This is a genomic window from Pseudomonas sp. DW-iso17 (genome assembly GCF_058725345.1).
In genome coordinates, this window is the sequence record NZ_JBZXEA010000030.1 from 1 (window position 1) to 18128 (window position 18128).

18 protein-coding genes and 1 pseudogene are annotated in these 18128 nt (G+C 62.0%); 8 read left to right on the forward strand and 11 right to left on the reverse strand.

What is annotated here, in order from left to right; translation table 11 throughout:
- Window positions 1–356: 356 nt before the first annotated feature.
- Window positions 357–995, reverse strand: coding sequence for a GNAT family N-acetyltransferase (locus tag AC4PS6_RS18150; RefSeq protein WP_014718092.1), 639 nt, complete (start codon window positions 993–995; stop codon window positions 357–359).
- Window positions 996–1042: 47 nt separating this feature from the next.
- On the opposite strand from AC4PS6_RS18150, the gene AC4PS6_RS18155 reads away from it, so the two are divergent.
- Window positions 1043–1915: an undecaprenyl-diphosphate phosphatase gene (locus AC4PS6_RS18155; RefSeq protein ID WP_014718091.1), complete on the forward strand. Its 873-nt coding sequence runs from the start codon at window positions 1043–1045 to the stop codon at window positions 1913–1915.
- Here AC4PS6_RS18155 and AC4PS6_RS18160 read toward each other — a convergent pair.
- From AC4PS6_RS18160 to AC4PS6_RS18180, 5 genes are read right to left on the reverse strand one after another with little or no spacing between them, the layout of a single operon-like run.
- On the reverse strand, window positions 1912–2874 hold the full coding sequence (locus tag AC4PS6_RS18160) for a Dyp-type peroxidase (protein WP_019817314.1): 963 nt from the start codon (window positions 2872–2874) through the stop codon (window positions 1912–1914). The two genes, AC4PS6_RS18155 and AC4PS6_RS18160, sit on opposite strands and share 4 nt — an antisense overlap.
- A gap of 48 nt (window positions 2875–2922) precedes the next feature.
- Complete coding sequence (locus AC4PS6_RS18165) at window positions 2923–3741, reverse strand: sugar phosphate isomerase/epimerase family protein (RefSeq protein ID WP_020303161.1); 819 nt, start codon at window positions 3739–3741, stop codon at window positions 2923–2925.
- A gap of 2 nt (window positions 3742–3743) precedes the next feature.
- Complete coding sequence (locus AC4PS6_RS18170; protein ID WP_020303160.1) at window positions 3744–4943, reverse strand: NAD(P)/FAD-dependent oxidoreductase; 1200 nt, start codon at window positions 4941–4943, stop codon at window positions 3744–3746.
- On the reverse strand, window positions 4940–5266 hold the full coding sequence (locus AC4PS6_RS18175) for a MocE family 2Fe-2S type ferredoxin (RefSeq protein ID WP_019817317.1): 327 nt from the start codon (window positions 5264–5266) through the stop codon (window positions 4940–4942). Before AC4PS6_RS18175 ends, AC4PS6_RS18170 begins: the two co-directional genes overlap by 4 nt.
- A complete protein-coding gene (locus tag AC4PS6_RS18180) occupies window positions 5263–6357 on the reverse strand; it encodes a fatty acid desaturase family protein (RefSeq protein ID WP_336827519.1) in 1095 nt (364 codons plus the stop codon). Before AC4PS6_RS18180 ends, AC4PS6_RS18175 begins: the two co-directional genes overlap by 4 nt.
- Window positions 6358–6518: 161 nt before the next feature.
- Here AC4PS6_RS18180 and AC4PS6_RS18185 point away from each other — a divergent pair, with 161 nt between their 5' ends.
- Window positions 6519–7568 carry a LacI family DNA-binding transcriptional regulator gene (locus AC4PS6_RS18185; protein WP_020303158.1) on the forward strand — a complete coding sequence of 350 codons (1050 nt, stop codon included), beginning with the start codon at window positions 6519–6521 and terminating at the stop codon, window positions 7566–7568.
- Window positions 7569–7586: 18 nt separating this feature from the next.
- Here the strand turns inward: AC4PS6_RS18185 and AC4PS6_RS18190 are convergent, their stop codons facing one another.
- A complete protein-coding gene (locus AC4PS6_RS18190) occupies window positions 7587–9548 on the reverse strand; it encodes a sigma-54 interaction domain-containing protein (RefSeq protein WP_492180894.1) in 1962 nt (653 codons plus the stop codon).
- A 187-nt stretch (window positions 9549–9735) separates the two neighbouring features.
- Between AC4PS6_RS18190 and AC4PS6_RS18195 the strand changes: the two genes are divergently transcribed.
- From AC4PS6_RS18195 to AC4PS6_RS18205, 3 genes are read left to right on the forward strand one after another with little or no spacing between them, the layout of a single operon-like run.
- Window positions 9736–10755: a Gfo/Idh/MocA family oxidoreductase gene (locus AC4PS6_RS18195; RefSeq protein ID WP_019817321.1), complete on the forward strand. Its 1020-nt coding sequence runs from the start codon at window positions 9736–9738 to the stop codon at window positions 10753–10755.
- Window positions 10752–11531: a TIM barrel protein gene (locus tag AC4PS6_RS18200; RefSeq protein WP_014718082.1), complete on the forward strand. Its 780-nt coding sequence runs from the start codon at window positions 10752–10754 to the stop codon at window positions 11529–11531. Before AC4PS6_RS18195 ends, AC4PS6_RS18200 begins: the two co-directional genes overlap by 4 nt.
- Window positions 11532–11550: 19 nt before the next feature.
- Complete coding sequence (locus tag AC4PS6_RS18205) at window positions 11551–12477, forward strand: sugar ABC transporter substrate-binding protein (RefSeq protein ID WP_020303156.1); 927 nt, start codon at window positions 11551–11553, stop codon at window positions 12475–12477.
- Window positions 12478–12599: 122 nt separating this feature from the next.
- Here AC4PS6_RS18205 and yghU read toward each other — a convergent pair whose 3' ends face one another.
- Window positions 12600–13430 carry a glutathione-dependent disulfide-bond oxidoreductase gene (gene yghU, locus AC4PS6_RS18210; RefSeq protein WP_020303155.1) on the reverse strand — a complete coding sequence of 277 codons (831 nt, stop codon included), beginning with the start codon at window positions 13428–13430 and terminating at the stop codon, window positions 12600–12602.
- Window positions 13431–13525: 95 nt separating this feature from the next.
- Here yghU and mug point away from each other — a divergent pair, with 95 nt between their 5' ends.
- Window positions 13526–14059, forward strand: a complete 534-nt coding sequence (mug, locus tag AC4PS6_RS18215) for a G/U mismatch-specific DNA glycosylase (protein WP_014718079.1) — start codon at window positions 13526–13528, stop codon at window positions 14057–14059.
- A 30-nt stretch (window positions 14060–14089) separates the two neighbouring features.
- Window positions 14090–14686: a glutathione S-transferase family protein gene (locus AC4PS6_RS18220; RefSeq protein ID WP_020303154.1), complete on the forward strand. Its 597-nt coding sequence runs from the start codon at window positions 14090–14092 to the stop codon at window positions 14684–14686.
- Window positions 14687–14759: 73 nt separating this feature from the next.
- On the opposite strand, the gene AC4PS6_RS18225 is transcribed toward AC4PS6_RS18220, so the two are convergent.
- The gene (locus tag AC4PS6_RS18225; RefSeq protein ID WP_014718077.1) at window positions 14760–15527 is read right to left on the reverse strand and encodes an SDR family NAD(P)-dependent oxidoreductase; all 768 of its coding nucleotides are present in this window, start codon (window positions 15525–15527) and stop codon (window positions 14760–14762) included.
- 138 nt (window positions 15528–15665) lie between these two features.
- Between AC4PS6_RS18225 and AC4PS6_RS18230 the strand changes: the two genes are divergently transcribed.
- A complete protein-coding gene (locus AC4PS6_RS18230) occupies window positions 15666–16814 on the forward strand; it encodes an aldose epimerase family protein (protein ID WP_020303153.1) in 1149 nt (382 codons plus the stop codon).
- 115 nt (window positions 16815–16929) lie between these two features.
- On the opposite strand, the gene araH is transcribed toward AC4PS6_RS18230, so the two are convergent.
- Together araH and araG are read right to left on the reverse strand one after the other, a co-directional pair.
- On the reverse strand, window positions 16930–17898 hold the full coding sequence (araH, locus tag AC4PS6_RS18235) for an L-arabinose ABC transporter permease AraH (protein WP_014718075.1): 969 nt from the start codon (window positions 17896–17898) through the stop codon (window positions 16930–16932).
- A 9-nt stretch (window positions 17899–17907) separates the two neighbouring features.
- A pseudogene (araG, locus tag AC4PS6_RS18240) lies at window positions 17908–18128 on the reverse strand (L-arabinose ABC transporter ATP-binding protein AraG); the annotation flags it as partial.

The following is an 18128-nucleotide window of genomic DNA, read 5'->3' on the forward strand; positions in this document are numbered from 1 at the left end:
GATAATCAAGGCTGCCAAGACGAAAAGACCTTGAAAGGGCTGGCTTTTACAGCGGCTCACTTTTGAAAAGAGCCCAAAAGTAAGCAAAAGGCTCTTGCCCCACCACTCGGCACCTCGCCTAGGCTCGGTGTGCCCGAACGCAGGCTTGAATCCGTGGGCCGCCGCCACGCGCCATCCATGGCGCGGGGCGGCTAACCCGGCGTCCTGCCGGGTTACCCACGAATTCAAGCCTGCGTTCGGCCAGCGTGGTTTGACGGGGCGCTTAAGATCAAGATCAAAAGCAGATCAAGAGCGGCTCGCTTCGCATCGTGGTCACCGTAGGATATCTATGCTCATCGAGAGAAAGCCCCAGCCCGTCAATGCAGCGATGCCCGGGTAATCAGGTAGTTCACCAACTGCGGGTCATCGTCCAATTCAATGCTCTGCACCGGGCGCGGCAGGTTATCCAGCACGGTGCGCCAGAACGCCTGGGACACCTCGTCCTGATCATAGAAACGCACCAACCAATTGGCCGCGCCGCTGCACAGCACCTGGCTGGCAATGGCGCGGCCAATGCCTTTACGGCGGTAGCGCTTGAGGATGAACAGGTCGGCCAGTTCCAGGGCGTCGATGCCAGGCAGTTCGCTGCCTTCGATCAACAGGAAGCCGGCGATGTAGCCGTCTACCAGCAGCAGGTTGGCGCTCCATTGCGGGTCGCTCCAGTAGCGGGCCAAGTGTTCGTCATGGATGTAGAAACGCCCATCGGCCTCGACATCTTCCTGTTCCCAGTCCGAAGACTCATAGGCGTAGTACTGGTAAAGATTGCGGATCAGTTCGGCTTCTTCGGGGCCGGTCTGGATCAATTCGACGGTGGTTTCAGGCATGGGGCTCTCGGTGGAAAAACGCAGGGCGCCATTGTTCACAAAAGTGCTGCCCACGCCAATGGCCTGGCGAATCCTTTCTATTGGCTGAACCGATTGCAAATAGCGGTTGCCCTGGCCGAAATCCTGAAACATTTAGAATAAACTTCGCCGGTTCCCCCTTTTGCTCAAGGACACGTATTTTGACCAACGTCTGTACCGCCGGCCTGGATGTGGGCTTTGCCTCCCTGGATTACCTGCAAATCTTCATCCTTGGGGTGATCCAGGGCATTACTGAATTGCTGCCGGTGTCATCCACCGCCCATATGCGCGTGGTACCCGCCCTGCTCGGCTGGCAAGACCCTGGCTCGGCGTTTTCCGCAGCCATGCAATTGGCGGCGTTGGCAGCAGTGGTCAGTTACTTCTGGCGCGATGTGCGCCAGGTCACCACGGGCAGCATCAGTGCGGTACGCCGGGGCGACTACAACGACCGCTGGTTCAAGCTCGCCGTGGCAATTGTGCTGGCAACCGTCCCGATTGGCATCGCCGGGCTGGCGTTGTCGTCGACCTTGAATGCCTGCAACTCGCCATTGCGCGGGCTGATGGTGATCGGCATTTCCTGCGTGGTGATGGCGGTGCTGCTGGCAGTGGCCGAACTGCGTGCCCGGCATACACGCGACGTGAGCCAAATGCGCCTGCGCGATGCCCTGATCGTGGGGGTTGCACAGATTGGCGCGTTGATACCGGGCGTATCGCGTTCGGGCTCCACGTTGACCGCGGCGCTGTTCCTGAATTTCAAACGCGAAGAAGCGGCGCGGTTTTCTTTCCTGTTAGGCTTGCCGGCCATCGCCCTGGCCGGTTTGAAAGAGTTATGGGTGCTGCTGCGCGCCGACCTGCCCGCCCACGCCTGGCCGCACTTGATCTTTGGCCTGGTGGTGGCCAGCGTCTCGGCGTTCTTTGCCATCTGGGGCCTGATGAAATTTCTGGAGCGTTTCTCCACCTGGCCGTTCGTGATCTACCGTGCGCTGCTGGGGATCTTCCTGATTGTGGCGGTCAGCACCGGGTTGTTGAGTTAAGCCACCGGTTCGCGGTCGGCCAGCGCTTCGAGCAAGTCGGCCGAGGGCACGAAGAACAGGCCGCCGGTCACGGCCGTGCTGAAGTCGAGCAAGCGGTCGTAGTTGCCGGCCGGGCGGCCGACGAACATGTTCTCCAGCATCTGCTCCAACGGCTGCGGCGAGCGTGCATAGCCGATGAAGTAGGTGCCGAACTCCCCGGCACCAGGGCGGCCGAAGGGCATGTTGTCGCGCAGGATCTTCACCTCCTCGCCGTCCTCGTCAGTGATCACTGTCAGGGCGCTGTGGGAGTTGCTCGGCTTGGCGTCGTCGTCCAGTTCGATGTCCGACAATTTGGTGCGCCCGATCACCTTCTCTTGAGCCTCCACCGTCAAGCCATTCCACGCGGTCATGTTGTGCAGGTATTTCTGCACCAGCACATAGCTGCCGCCTTCGAACTCAGGGTCTTCATCGCCCACCAGGGTGAAGGCCTCGGCCTTGCGCCCCACCGGGTTCTCGGTGCCGTCGACGAAACCGATAATGCTGCGCATATCGAAGTAGCGAAAGCCCTGGACCTCATCGACCACCTTCACGCTATCACCCAGGGCGGCCATCAGTTGGGTTGCCAGCTCGAAACACAGGTCCATCTGCTCGGCACGGATGTGCAGCAGGATGTCACCTGGGGTCGACACCGCCTTGCGCCCTTGCACACCGAACTCGCGAAACGGATGCAAGGCCGCCGGGCGCGGCGCGCCGAACAGGCGGTCCCAGGCATCCGAGCCAAACCCGCAAACGCACGTCAGGTTGCCCGAGGGCACGCGCTTGCCTACCGAGCGCACCAGGCCTGCGATGTCGGCGCACCAGGCCCGCACGTTTTCAACCGCATCAGGCGCCAGGGTGGCGACCATGAAGATCGCGCTGCTGGTGATCGGGTGACACACCGATTGCGGTTCGAGCGGGGGACGGACGGGGCAGGTTTTCATGGGCATTCCACAGGCTGAGGGCGGTTTGAACCCGCGCAGATTAGCAGATCATCGATGGCAACTGGCCCACACCTGGCGAATCAGGGCTTTGAGCTTGAGCGCCTCGGCCCAGCGATCGGTGAGTTCGCGCCCCTGTGCGTCGGTAATCGCATAGGGTGGCGGGCCCAACTCGCAAGTGAAGGACAGGCTCTGCGGGGTGTCAGCGCGGCCCAGCCAGTGTTCGACCCCATAGCGCCACCAGCCGGTAAATCGCTCGACCCACGGTTGGTGCTGGGGAAAATCCAGGCCAACCTGCACCTGTTCGCTGCTGGCGATGCGGCCATGAAAGCCCCAGCTGTGACGCAGGATGGTGCGTATCTGTTCGTCGTCTTCCACACTGCCGGGCTCGGGCAACTCGCGGCCAACCACGTAGTGGGACAGGTCAGCGAGCAGTTTCAGATCGGGCATCTGTGCCAGCAGGTCGAGGGTGAACAACAGGTCGTTGGTGAGCCGATAACGGTGGGTTTCCAGCAAAATCTGGAAGTCCACCTGTTCGGCCAGGCGTTGCCAGCCGTCGATCAGCCTGGCCGCCTCGGCCTGGGTACGTGGGCGCACGTCGGCTTGCAAGGTGAGGTGGTGACAGCCGTAACGGCTGATCACCTCCAATGCCCTGGCCAGATCATCCACCGATTGCGGGAACAGTTGCCCTTCAATCTGCAGGCCACTGGCCGTGGCCGCCGCGTGCAGGCGCTGCACCGATGCCGGCGCCCAGTAATGCTCGGTGATGCCGTCATAACCGGCGGCGGCGATGCGGTCCAATTGCGCTTCGAGGCTGCCGGGCTCGGTTTGCATGGCCCACATCGATTGGAATACTAACAACTGGCGCATGGTCAGCCTCGCAATAACAGCTTCAGGGATACCTCGGGGTCGGCCAGGCTGGCCGGGTTAAGCGGGATGTGGGCGGTGATCAAGTGCTCGCACAGCTTGATGTCCTTGGCTGCGCGGTGACCCATGGCCCAACCGCAGGCGCCTTGCAAACGGTGATGGTCGTCAAGGTAGAACAGCAGCAGGCCGCCGTCGGGCAATTGCCGGCGGACCATCAGTGCAGTCATCACCCCGACGGTGTGCAAGCCCCACGCGTATTGATCGGACCAGAAACCCGGGATCATCTCGAACGCCAACGCCTGCCCCAGCAGGTTCAACGCCGCGAGACGGCCCTGGGCTTCGGCGTTGCGCCAGGTTTCCTGGCGCTGATAAAGGCCCGCCAGGCGAAACTCGCACACATCCCCCGCCGCGTAGATATCCGCCGCACTGGTGCGCAACTGCGCGTCGACACGAATGCCCTGCCCGACGTCCAAGCCCGCCGCCGCGGCCACCTCGATGTTGGGCTGCATGCCAATGCCGACCACCACCAGGTCGCAGGGCAACCGCTGCCCGTCGACCAGTTGCACGGCGTCGGCGTGGATGCACTCCAGGGCGACGTTCAAACGCACGTCCACACCCTGCTCACGGTGCAATGCCAGCAACGCGTCACTGATCACCGGCGGCAACACCCGCCCTGCCAGCCTTGGCCCGGCTTCCAGTAGCGTCACCTCGCAGCCCAGGGCCCGCGCCGTCGCTGCCACCTCCAGGCCGATAAAACCACCGCCAACCACCACCAGCCTGGCGCCTGGCTTTAATTCATTGCGCAAGACCAACGCGTCATCATGGGTGCGCAGGTAAAACACGTTGGCCTGCTCCTGGGGCAAACGCCGCGCCCGGCCTCCGGTGGCCAGCAGCAGGCCGGCATAGCTCAACCACTGGCCGTCGGCCAATTGCAACCGGTGGTGCTGCGGCTCCAGGCGGCTGACCGGGTTGGCGGCGATATGCTCTACCTCGAGCGCCGCCAACTGCTGGCTGTCGCACAGGCTGCATTGCGCCAAGTCGGTCGAGCCTTGCAGCAAGCCCTTGGACAACGGTGGCCGCTCGTAGGGCAAGTGCGCTTCATCGCCAATCAGGATCAGGCGCCCGCTGTAACCTTCGTCACGCAGGGTCAGTGCCGCACGGCCACCAGCATGGCCGGCGCCGACGATGATCAGGGGAGCGTTCATTCTTCGGCCGTGACGGCGAGCAGTACCCGCCCCGCATCTACCCGCACGGGGTAGGTCTTGAGGTTGACGCACACCGGCGCGCCCAGGGCCTTGCCGGTGCGGTAATCAAAGCGTCCGTTGTGCTTGGGGCATTCGATCACATGGTCCATCACCAGGCCGTCGGCCAGGTGGATTTTCTCGTGGGTGCACAGGCCGGCGGTGGCGAAGAATTCGTTATCGGCTGAACGGAACACCGCGTAGGTCTGCGCGCCGTGGTCGAAGCGCAGCACGTCTTCTGCTTCTATTTCGCCCACGGCGCAGACGTCGATCCATTGATCGTTCATGCATTTATCTCCAATGACTGGCTTTCACTCTGTGGCGAGCGAGCTTGCTCGCCACGGGTGGGGCGCTGGACGAAATAGCTGGGGTCTCTGCGCTGGCGCCAGATCGTCGGAATGATTTCCTGGTAGGCCTGCCACAGGTTGGCATACGGCGGCGGGCAGTCGCTGCGGATCTCTTCGTGCAGTTGACTGAGCGCGTGGTACGGCACCATCGGGTACATGTGGTGTTCGAGGTGGTAGTTCATGTTCATGTAGATAAAGCGCAACACGCGGTTCATGTAGATGGTGCGGCAATTGCTACGGTGGTCGAGCACATCTTCGGCCAGGCCCACGTGTTGGCTGAGACCAAACAGGTAGCCGAGCCACGCGCCGTAGAGGCTGGGCAGGCCCACCAGCATCAGCGGCAACGCGCTGTGCAGGTACAGCGCGGTGCCGATGATCAGGGCGTAGATGCCGACCCAGATACGCGCATCTCGGTACACCTTGGGCCACTCGGATTCGGGGATGAAGTCCTGCTCCTGGGCACTCATTCGCCCGAACGTATGGCGGGCCACGCCGCTGAAGGTCTTCCAGGCCAGGGGTAGGTTGAACAGACTGAGGGCCATCATCCATAAGCTCGGCGGGCGCGGTTCAACGATCTCCGGGTCGCGACCGACGACAATGGTGTCGGTGTGATGGCGGGCATGGCTCCAGCGCCACACGTGGGGTTCGAAGAGGCACATGAAGCTCGCCACCTGATACAGCGCATCGTTCATCCAGCGGGTCTTGAACGCCGTGCCGTGGCCGGTTTCGTGCCAGCGCGGGTTGGAGGCCGTGCCGTAGAGCACACCGTAGGCGATGAAGAATGGCACGCAGGCCCAACTGCCCCAGAACCAGTAGCCGCCGACACCGGTGGCCAACAACGCTGAGAACCACAGGGCGGTGTCGAGCAACGCCGGAGCGTCGCGGCGTTGCATCAGGGCTTTCATGCGATTGCGCGGGATGGGCGACTGGTACCAACGGGCCGAGACCAGGCCCTTGTCGGCGGCCCGGGCGGCTTCGGGGCCGGTGAGGCTGTAATCGCGCCGAGCGCGGTGAGCGGTGTGTCCAGGCATTGTTATTGTTCTCCGCAAGCGTGGGTTTCAGGTGCTTTGCGAAACCAACGATAGAGTGCGGCTAAATCACCCTCAAGGCCTTGAATCCATTCCCTATCAAGCTATCATCCAGGCCCAGCGGGGCTTGATAGTTTTCTATCAAGACGCTCAAGGGGCCTGCCATGCACAACAACAAACGCCCAACCATCGCCACCGTCGCCGCCCATGCGGGGCTCAGCGTAGCCACCGTCGACCGCGTATTGAACGCCCGCGCGCCGGTCAACCCCGGCACCGCCGAACAGGTGTTCCAGGCCGCCGAAGCGGTGGGCTATTTCGCCGCACGGCTGATCGGCCAGCGCATTCGCGAACGTCGGCCCACCTACCGTTTCGGGGTGCTGTTGCTGGGGACCGCCCAAGCCTTCTATGCGCAGTTGGCCCACGCCATTAGCGAGGCAGCGCAGCATCACGCCACCGCTAACCTGAGCTGCCAGTTCGACTACATCAACGACCGCACGCCCGGCGTCATCGTCGCGCAAATCGAACAACTGGCCGTGCAGTGCGACGCCCTCGCGGTGGTCAGCTTCGCCCATCCGTTGATCAACGCCTGCCTGGCGCAGATTCGTGAAGCAGGCGTGCCGGTGGTTGCCCTGCTTTCGGATATCCATGAACACGCTGCCGAACCCTATGTAGGCCAGAACAACCACGTGGTCGGGCGCACCATGGGCTGGCTGCTGGCGCGCACCTGCGGCGCACGCAAAGGCAGCGTGGGCATCCTGTTGGGCGGCCATCGTTTCCTCGGCCATCAGGCACGGGTCGAGGGCTTGCACAGCTACCTGGCCGAACACGCGCCGGGGCTCAAACCGTTGGAGCCGCTGATCAACCTGGACAACTGCGACATCACCGAAGAAGCCACCCTCGATCTGCTCAGCCGCCATACCGATTTGCGTGGGTTATGTGTGGTCGGCGGTGGTGGCGACGGCGTGATCAACGCCCTGGCGCAACTGCCCAAGCGCCCGGCGCTGTGCTGCATCCTGCAAGAGTCCACGCCGTTGTCGCGTCAGGCATTGAGCAACGGCTTGATTGATGTGGTGATGGACTCGCAGCCACGGCAAACGGCCGTGGCGCTGGTGGAGTTGCTGGTGCGCTTGCAGAGTGATGAGGGGTTTGACCCATTGAGGCACCGCGTGCATATACCGCCGCAGATAGTGACCCCGGAAAACCTGTGCATCTGATCGGTTTGGCTTGAGGTTTCAGCGCTCACGGAAATCAGCGGCGCTCAAGCCAAACCGGCTCATCTTGTTGTACAGCCCGCCCCGCGACACATCCAGTTGCTGTGCGGCCAGGCGAATGTTGCCGCGGGTGCTGGTGAGCGCGGCAACGATGGCGTGCCTTTCATGGCTGCTCAAATCCTGCGCGGGCTGGGGCTGGTAGGCGCGCAACGTCGGGCGTTGCTGGGTTTCCAACGGCAAGTCGGCCGATTGAATCAGCTCGCCCATCGCCAGGTTGGTCGCTCGTTCGATAACGTTCTCCAGTTCCCGCACGTTGCCCGGCCAACCATGGGCTGACAGCAACGCTAACGCATCCGGCGCGAAACCTTGCACCGTTTTACGTAGCGAGCGGGCACAGCGCTGCAGGAAGTGCCGCGCCAGCAATGGGATATCGTCACGGCGCATACGCAGTGGCGGCACGCTCAGGTTCAGCACGTTGAGTCGGTAGTAAAGGTCTTCACGAAACGCGCCCTCGGCCACCGCCTGGCTCAGGTTGCGATGGGTGGCGGCGATGATGCGCACGTCGACTTGCCGCGATTGCTTGGCCCCGACGCGGGTGATCTCACCCTCCTGCAAAACCCGTAGCAGACTGACCTGGGCATCGAAGGACATGTCGCCGATTTCATCCAGGAAGATGGTGCCGCCATCCGCCAGTTCGAACTTGCCTGCCGCCCCACCCCGCGCCGAGCCGGTGAACGCGCCTTCGACGTGGCCAAACAGTTCACTATGCACCAGGTCCCGTGGGATCGCGCCGCAGTTGACCGCCACAAACGGGCCGTTGCAACGCTCGCTGCCGTTATGAATGGCCTGGGCAAACAGCTCCTTGCCGGTGCCGCTTTCGCCGAGGATCAAGGTGGTGGACTCGCTGCGACTGGCAATGCGCCCCAGGTGCAGTGCATCTTGTATGGCCCGCGAGGTGCCCAGGATGGTCTCGAAGGTATAGCGGGCCTGGGTGCCGATAATGCGCCGGGTAATCTCGCGGATACGGCGGTTTTCGCGCACCGACACAATCACCCCACCCTGCTCCAGTGGGCATACCGAAACCAGGCAGGCGAGTTGGCTGGCGTCGTGCAAGTGGAAGGTGCAATCGCGGTCGCGCACCGGCTCACCCAGCGCGTCGCTCAGTTCACTGCGGCCCAGGCGTTGGAAAGGACTGCCGATCAACTCGCGCCCCACCCCGAACAGTTGCCGCGCATAACGGTTGAGTGCCTTGATGCAGCCACGCTGATCGAGCACCACCAAACCTTCGTTGAGCACTTCGAGCACGGCCTGTTGTTCTTCCAGCAACACCTGCAGCGCCATCTGCCGCGACACCGCCTCGGCCGCCGCTTGAACGGTGCCCAGGGTATGGAAATGAAACCAGCCGGGCTCGGCGGTCAGGGTGAGCATGGCCAGGGTCTGGCCTTGGGCATCCTTGATCGGCGCGGCGGCGCAGTGCATGTGGCGCTGGCGCAGGCCGCTGGCGAAATTTTCTTCAGCCAGCACATACACCAGGCGATCTTCGGCCAGGGCCAGGCCGGTGCAGTTGGTGCCTTGCACCGATTCGAGCAAGCGACTGCCCACCGGGGTGATGTCCACCCCGCAAAAATACAGAGTCGTGCCCTCGGCATCCGTGAGGTTGATATGCCCGCGCGGGTTGTAAGCCAGCAATCCATGCATGACTTGCGCGGCAGCGGCGATCAGGGCGCGATGGTGGGCCAGGGTCGCCGCCAGCGCATGAGGCGCAACAAAGCGGTAGTCGCTGTTACCGGGCTCGATACCCGCCTCGACACTGCGTCGCCAGGAATCCCAGATGACCTGGCGCACCCCGTCCGGACGCACGACTTTGCCAGCCAGGCACTCTCGCCACGCCTGTTCCAACGCGGCGATGGGCCCATCGTTCAGCGCGGCAGGCCCCAGGTTCGTGAGGTATTCGAGGTCTTGCACACTGAACGCCTGGGTCATTGCGGTTATCCATGTTCACATTTCCGACATGTAAGTATAGACATGTCATGAAAATGAACACTTTTAGTTTGATTAAAATAATAAGCCTTTATAAATCAGCTATTTATAAATTGGCATAGGCCTTGCTACCGCCCCTGTGTCACCCAGGACGGTCCTGGGGGCCCACAACAACAAAAGGGGTCGTTTCATGAGCACACACAACATCCGCCTGGGTTTGATCGGTGCCGGTCGCATGGGCAGCTTCCATGGCCTTACCGCTGCACGCCATATCCCCGGTGCCTGCCTCGCCGCCATCGCCGATCCGGTTCCAGGCCAGGCCGCTCGCCTGGCAGCAGAACTGGGGGTGGACAAGGCCTACACCGACCCGCAACAGCTGCTGGACGACCCGGACATCGACGGCGTACTCATCGCCGCACCTGCCCGTAGCCATGCCGAGCTGGTGATCAAGGCCGCACGTGCCGGCAAGGGCATCTTCTGCGAAAAGCCCATGGCGATCACGCTGGACGAAGCCGACCGCGCCATCGCCGCCGCTGTCGATGCACGGGTGCCGTTGCAGGTCGGCTTCAATCGGCGCTTCGCCAGAAGCTTTCGCACAGCGCACCTCGACGTCGTCGCTGGACGTATTGGCACGCCGCAGCTGCTACGCTCGCTGACCCGCGACCCGGCGCTGAACAACCCGGCCAACTCGCCGCAATGGGTGATCTTCCTCGAAACCCTGATCCACGACTTCGACACCCTGCGCTACCTCAACCCTGGGGCCGAAGTGGTACAGGTGCAGGTGATGGCCGACGCGCTGATTGCCCCGCAATTCAAAAGCCAAGGTTTGCTCGACACTGCCGTGGTCACCCTGCGCTTTGACAACGGCGCCATTGCCACCGCAGAAGCCAGCTTCCAGGCGGTGTATGGCTACGACGTGCGCGGCGAAGTGTTCGGCAGCAAGGGCATGCTGAGCATGGGCAGCCTTAACGACTGCGACCTGGTGCGCTACCTGGCCGAGGGCATCCAGGCAGACACCCAGCGGATGGACACCGACCTGCTGCGCGACGCCTACATCGCCGAGCTCAACCACTTTGTCGACTGCCTGCGCAGCGGCGCCAAGCCCCTGGCCAGCGGTGAAGATGCGCGCGCAGCCCTGGCAATTGCCCGTGCCTGCATTGAGTCGTACCAAACCGGCAAGGCCGTGGCCGTACAAGGAGCCCGCGAATGATGCCGTTCAAATTGGCCGTCAGCGCCGAAATGGTGTTCCTCGAGTTGCCCTTCATCGAACGCGTCAAACGTATACATGCCCTGGGTTTCAGCACCGAAATCTGGGGTTGGGCCGATAAGGACATTCAGGCCTTGGCGGCGACCGGCGCGGACTTCACCTCGATGACCGGCTACCTCAGCGGCACCCTCACCGACCCCGACGGCATCCGCCAATTGCTCGACAGCGCCCGTGAGTCCCTGGGCATTGCCGAGCGCCTCAATTGCCCCAGCCTCAACCTGCATGGCACGGGCCTGGGTGAAGGCGGCCTGCCCGTGCAGGCCGTCAGCCACACCAACGGGCGCATGTGGCTGAGCGCTTGCAAGAGCCTGGAGAAAATCGCGCGCCTGGGGGAAGACGCAGGCCGCGTGTTCCTGCTGGAAAACCTCAACACCGCCGTCGACCACCCAGGTACACCGTTCGCACGTGCCGACGACACCCTGGCCCTGATCGAAGCCGTCGGCAGCCCGCATCTGAAAATGAACCTGGACCTGTACCACGCGCAGATTGGCGAAGGTAACCTCATCGAATTGATCCAGCGCGCTGGCAGCGCCATCGGCGAAATCCAGGTCGCTGATGTGCCTGGGCGCAAAGAGCCCGGCACGGGCGAAATCCACTACCCGGCCATTGCCCGGGCCTTGCACGCCATGGGTTACACCGGTGTGGTCGGCCTGGAGGGCTGGGCCAGCGGCGACAGCGAGTCGGCTCTGGAGCGTTTCCGCCAGGCATTCACCCTATAACAATAAAAGGAACAGCCTCATGCACCGTTATTCATTACTAGTGGCCGCGCTGTTGTTGATGTTCAGCCAGTGGTCCTTCGCCGCCTATCGCATCGGCGTGAGCATTGCCCGGGTGGACGATAACTTCATGACCTACGTGCGCACCGGCCTGGAGGCGGCAGCCAAACACCAGGACGTGCAGATCCAATTTGAAGACGCCCAGGGCGATGTGGTGCGCCAGCTCAATCAAGTAGAAGGTTTTCTCAACCAGAAGGTCGATGCGGTGATCGTGCTGCCGGTCGACACCGCCGCCACTGCCAACATCACCCGCGCCGCCGTGGCGGCGAAGACACCGCTGGTGTACGTCAACCGCCACCCGGATGAGCGTACGCTGCCTGCGGGCGTGGTCACGGTGGCCTCCAACGACATCGAAGCGGGGCAATTGCAGATGCGCTACCTCGCCCAAAAACTGGGCGGCAAGGGCAATGTGGCGATCATCATGGGCGACCTTGCACAGAACGCCACCCATGACCGTACCGAAGGCGCCAGGCAGGTGCTCAAGGACTTTCCGGGGATCCAGGTCGTCGAGCAGCAAAGCGCCGAATGGCAACGCAACAAAGGCATGGACCTCACCAGCAACTGGCTGCTGGCAGGTACACAGTTCGATGCCATTGTCGCCAACAATGATGAAATGGCAATCGGTGCGGCCATGGCGTTGCAGCAAGCCGGCAAGGCCAAGGGCGAGATTGCGATCGTCGGCATCGACGGCTTGCCCGACGGTTTGGCAGCGATCAAGCGTGGGCTGCTTGCTGCCTCAGTGTTCCAGGACCCCAAGGCCCAGGCGACCCAGGCGGTGCAAGCGGCGATCAAGATGATCAAGGGCGAGCCGATTGAAGCCCAAGTGTGGGTGCCGTTTGAACTGATCAAGCCCGAACAGGTGGCGGTATTCGAACAACGCTACAAATAAATCGAAGCGAAGGAAAACTAAATGTGGGAGGGGGCTTGCTCCCGATGAAGGTGGATCAGTTGTTACATGAGTGACTGATTCACTGCCATCGGGGGCAAGCCCCCTCCCACACTGGATCTGAATCAATCCAGGTCACTTGCATCATGCCGTTCTGGCAACTGCTCCTCACCCGACACCCGGTTCACCCGCCGCCCGCGCTGCACCGCCGGCCGGGCGTCAATTGCGTCGGCCCAGCGCAGCACGTGCTTGTATTCATGCACAGAGAGAAACTCCGCCGAGTCGCCATACAAGCGGCCTTTGACCAACCCACCGTACCAAGGCCATATCGCGATGTCGGCAATGGTGTATTCATCCCCGGCAATGTATTGGCTGACCGCCAGGCGCTTATCCAGCACATCCAGTTGGCGCTTGGTCTCCATGGCGAAGCGGTTGATCGGGTATTCCATCTTGCTCGGCGCATAGGCATAGAAATGCCCGAAGCCGCCCCCCAGGTAAGGCGCGCTGCCCATCTGCCAGAACAGCCACGACAGGCATTCAGCCCGGGCCGCAGGCTCCGTGGGCAGGAACGCACCGAACTTCTCGGCCAGGTACTGCAGAATCGCGCCCGATTCGAACACGCGAATCGGCGTGGCGCCGCTGTGGTCCATCAGCGCCGGAATCTTCGAGTTCGGGTTCACCGCCACAAAGCCACTGCCGAACTGGTCGCCGTCGCCGATCTTGATCAGCCAGGCATCGTATTCGGCGCCGCTGTGCCCCAGGGCCAGCAGTTCTTCCAGCAGGATCGTGACCTTCTGCCCATTGGGCGTGGCCAGGGAGTATAACTGCAGCGGGTGCTTGCCCACCGGCAGCGGCTTTTCGTGGGTGGCGCCGGCGATGGGCCGGTTGATGCTGGCGAAGGTGCCGCCGCTTTCGGTGTCCCAGGTCCAGACTTTGGCAGGTACGTACTCGGTCATAATCAATGCTCCAGAGGCGCTTGTGATCCACTAAGCGTTCCAGACTAAACCAAAGGTTGATGACTCGTCACACCTATCAGCATGGAAGACCCGGCATGAACGAGCGACTCGACGACCTCCTCGCCGACCACTTGCACGTACTGTTCTGCGGCATCAACCCTGGCAAGGGCTCGGCAGCCCTCGGCCTGCATTTTGCCAATCGCAGCAACCGCTTCTGGCGCACCGTGCATCTGGCCGGTTTCACGCCCCATGAAATTCGCCCGCAAGACGGCGCCACCTTGCTGCACTACGGTTGCGGATTGACCACCTTGGTGGCACGGCCAACGGCCAGTGCAGGCGAGTTGGCGCGGCATGAATTCCAGGACGCGGCGGCGGCGTTCGAACACAAGATCCGCCGCCATGCCCCGCGTTTCGTGGCGTTCCTCGGCAAGCCCGGCTATAGCGCGCTGAGCGGCCAGCGCGAGGTCGCCTGGGGTTTGCAAGCGCAGCCACTGGGCGACGCCTCGGTCTGGGTACTGCCCAACCCCAGCGGGCGCAACCTGGCGTTCAGCCTCGATCAATTGGTGCAAGCGTATCGGCTGCTGCACAACGCCGTTGCGCACGCCCGGCCCGTGCCCGTAATCTCTTGAGCCCAACACCCTGTAAGCAATGGAGGCTGCATGAAACTGGTCGGAATGCTGGACTCGCCCTACGTACGCCGCGTGGCTGTTTCCCTGGAGTTATACGGGGTGGACTTTGTGCATGAACCGCTGTCAGTGTTCAGCACTTACGCTGAATTTGCCCAGATCAACCCCGTAGTCAAGGCCCCTACCCTGGTGCTGGACGACGGCACGGTGCTGATGGATTCGAGTCTGATCCTCGATTACCTGGAAGCGCTGGCGCCGGCTGACAAGAAGCTGCTGCCCCAACAACCGGCGGCACGTGCCCGTGACCTGCAACTGCTTGGGCTCGCGCTGGCGGCATGCGAGAAAAGCGTGCAGATCGTCTATGAACACAACCTTCGCCCCGCTGAAAAATTGCATGCGCCGTGGCTTGAGCGCGTTACCGGGCAACTGCTGGCGGCTTATGCGTTGCTGGACAAGCAGCTGGCAGGCAATGAAGCGCTGACCCAGGCGCCGATTACCGCAGCGGTCGCCTGGTCGTTCAGCCAGTTCACCGTGCCCTCGGTGGTGAAAGCCGATGCGTTCCCCAACCTCAAGCGCCATGCTGAACGCCTGGAGCAGCACCCGGCGTTCAAGCGTTACCCCATCGAGTAAGCACCACAATTTAACTGTGGGAGCGGGCTTGCCCGCTCCCACACTCGATGTGCATCATTCTGAAAGTCGCGTGTTATACCCACCCGCCGTCAACGATAAAGTTCTGCGCCGAGCACATCGCCGAGGCATCCGAGGCCAAAAACAGCGCCATGTTGGCGATGTGTTCTGGCATCACGCTGCCGGGCAGGCACTGGCTGCGGGCGATGAGTTCCTTGGCGGCGTCGTCGACCCACATGGCCAGTTGTTTTTCGGTCATCACCCAACCCGGCACCAAGGTGTTGACGCGAATACGGTTGGGCCCCAGCTCACGCGCCAGGGCTCGGGTCATGCCGTGGGCGGCGGCCTTGCTGGCGGCGTATACGGGGTAGCCGGCCGAGGCCATCATCCAGCCCACCGAGCCCAGGTTGATGATCGAGCCGCTACCGGCCTCCTTCATCATGGGCACCACCGCCTTGGCGGCAAAGAAGGCGTGCTTGAGGTTGACCGCAATCAGCTGGTCGAACATGTGCGAGTCGATTTCTTCCAGGCTGTGGCGCACATCGTTCGCTGCGTTGTTGACCAGTACCGTGATCGGCCCCAAGGAATGCTCGAAGCGCCCGATCGCCGCACGGTAGCCGATCTCGTCGGTGATATCGCAGCACTCGAACTCGACACTGTGCCCTTTGGAGTTGAGCAGCGCCGCCAAGCGTTCACCCTGGCTCTGTGCACGGTCCACAAACGCCACCTTGGCACCCTGCGCGGCGAAGGCCCGCACCATGAACTCGCCAATCCCCGAAGCCCCGCCGGAAACCAGCACGGTTTTGTCCTTGAGGTCGGGATAAATCGCTTGCTGGGTAGTCATAACAATCAGTGCTCCGCTTAATTAGTCTTATTTTATTTTGCAAGAACGGCGTTAAAGGCTATAAATCTGCTGTCATATCGACAAAATATCTCAAATTAGTAGAACTATTCCAGCAAAACAACAAAAGGAAGTTCGACCATGAAGCACCCTCGATACCTGCTGTCCGGCCTCGCGCTGTCCATGCTGATCGCCAGCGGTGGCGCGCACGCCGCCGGCCTTAGCAGCGAACACAAACCCTTCGGCAAAACCAACGATGGCACCGCCGTCGAACAGTACGTGTTGCGTAACAGCCATGGCATGCAAGCCACGGTGATCACCTACGGCGGCGTGCTGCAGTCGCTAAAAGTGCCAGACAAACACGGCAAGCTCGACGACGTGGTGCTGGGCTTCGATGACGTGCAAGGCTATCAAGGCGGTACCGCGTTTTTCGGCGCGACCATTGGCCGCTTCGGCAACCGCCTGGCCGGCGGCGCCTTCGAACTCGACGGCAAACGCTACCAGGTACCGCTCAACGACGGCCCTAACTCATTGCATGGCGGCGCCCAGGGCTTCGACAAGCAGGTGTGGCAAGCCAAATCGGTCAAGGACAAGGATTCGGTGGGCGTCACCCTCACCTACCTGTCCAAAGATGGGGAAATGGGCTTTCCGGGCAACTTGAAAACCGAGGTCACCTACCGCCTCAACGACCACAACGAACTGCACATCGACTACACCGCCACCACCGACAAACCGACGGTGCTCAACCTCACCAACCACAGCTACTTCAACCTGGCCGGCGCGGGCAACGGCGACATTCTCAAGCAGGTCGCCACCTTGCACGCCAGCCACTACACACCGGTGAATGCCACCTTGATTCCCACCGGCGAACTGGCGCCGGTCAAGGGCACGCCCATGGACTTCCTGAAGCCTACCGCCATCGGCCAGCACATCAAGGACGACCATCCGCAGCTCAAATTCGCCGAGCCCAAACAAGGTGGCTTCGACTTCAACTGGGCGCTGGATACCAAAAGGGACGTCAAGCAACTGGCCGCCGAGGTGCATGATCCTGAATCAGGCCGACGTTTGCAGCTCTACACCACAGAACCTGGCGTGCAGTTCTATACCAGCAACTTCCTGGACGGTTCGGTGAAGGGCAAAGGCGGCAAGACGTACCAGCACTGGAGTGGGTTTACCTTGGAGACCCAGCATTTTCCGGATGCGCCTAACCAGCCGAGCTTTGCCTCAACGCGTTTGAATCCAGGGCAGACTTACACCCAACACACTATTTTCAAGTTCACCGCTGATTAAATTGTGGGAGCTGGCTTGCCTGCGATGGCGGTGGCACAGGCTACTCAATTATTGCCTGAACCAACGCTATCGCAGGCAAGCCAGCTCCCACATTGGTTTTTCACAGCGCCTGGGTTCAGCGTTGTTTCATGCGGTCGATGACCACGGCCAACAGCAGGATCGAACCGCGGATCACATACTGGTAAAAGGTATCGATGTTCTTCAGGTTCATCGCATTCTCGATGATCGCCAGAATCAACACCCCGGCGATCACATGGCGGATCATGCCGATGCCGCCGCTCAGCGACACCCCACCCAGCACGCAGGCCGAGATCACCGTGAGCTCGAAGCCCTGGCCGATCATCGGCTGGCCGGAGGTCATGCGCGAAGCCAGGATCACCCCGGCCAAGGCGCCGATCAGGCCATGGATGGCGAAGATCAGGATCTTGGTGCGGTCAACGTTCACGCCCGCCAGCAGCGCCGCCTCCGGGTTACCGCCGATGGCCATGGTGTTGCGCCCATAGGTGGTGTAGTTGAGCAGCCAGCCGAAGAACAGGAAGCAGACAATGGTGATCAGGATCGGCACCGGCACGCCGAACAATTGGCCGTTGCCGAACACGAAAAATTGCTCCTGGGACACGCCTACCGCCTTGCCGTCGGCAAAGATGTAAGCCAGGCCGCGCACGATCTGCATGGTCGCCAGGGTAGTGATCAAGGCGTTGACCCGCAGCTTGGCGATCACGATGCCGTTGATCAGCCCCACCATCAGGCCCATCAGCAGCGCTGCACCAATGCCCAGCATCACGCTGTCGGTATCGCGCATTACAATCGCCGCAACTACCCCGGCGCAGGCGATCACCGAGCCTACCGACAGGTCGAAGTGCCCCGAGGCCAGGCAGAACAGCATGGTGCACGCGGCAATACCGACAGTCGAAATCGCCAGGCCCAAGCCGCGCATGTTGAGCGGAGAGAGGAAGTTATCGATCAGCAGCGCGCACAGTACGAAGATGCCCACCGCCGCCAAGAGCATCGCCCAGTTATCGAGCAATGCACGCATATCGAGGGGTTTGCGTGCCGAGGGCAACGCGTTGTTTTGAATGGTCATGGTCGTCTCTCAGTTCGCCAGGCCGCGTGGCAAGGCCAGCTGCAGCAGGTTGGATTCAGTCGCGTGCTCGCGCAGTTGTTCGCCGCGCAGGGCGCCTTCGCACAGCACCAGGATGCGGTCAGAGATGCCCATCACCTCCATCAGGTCGCTGGACACCACGATCACCGCAATGCCACTGGCCGCCAGGTTATGGATGATCTGGTAGATCTCCGACTTGGCGCCGATGTCGA